The 246-nt window shown below is 49.6% G+C and carries 1 rRNA gene; it reads left to right on the top strand.

Annotated features, from left to right (window positions below):
• Positions 1–129: 129 nt before the first annotated feature.
• A 5S ribosomal RNA gene (rrf, locus tag M3627_RS20670) occupies positions 130–245 on the top strand.
• Position 246: the final 1 nt, after the last annotated feature.

The following is a 246-nucleotide window of genomic DNA, read 5'->3' as shown; positions in this document are numbered from 1 at the left end:
GTAGATAGGTTCGGGGTGGAAGCGTGGCGACACGTGCAGCTGACGAATACTAATCGATCGAGGACTTAACCAAATTGTTTGTTTCTAATATGATGTCTTTTATCCAGTTTTGAGTGAACAACTCAAACGTCTAGTGATGATGGCGAAGAGGTCACACCCGTTCCCATACCGAACACGGAAGTTAAGCTCTTCAGCGCCGATGGTAGTTGGGGGTCTCCCCCTGCAAGAGTAGGACGTCGCTGGGCA

The sequence above is a fragment of the Psychrobacillus sp. MER TA 171 genome, from assembly GCF_023713305.1.
GTDB lineage: Bacteria > Bacillota > Bacilli > Bacillales_A > Planococcaceae > Psychrobacillus.
This window is presented reverse-complemented; position numbering and strand designations above follow the sequence as displayed.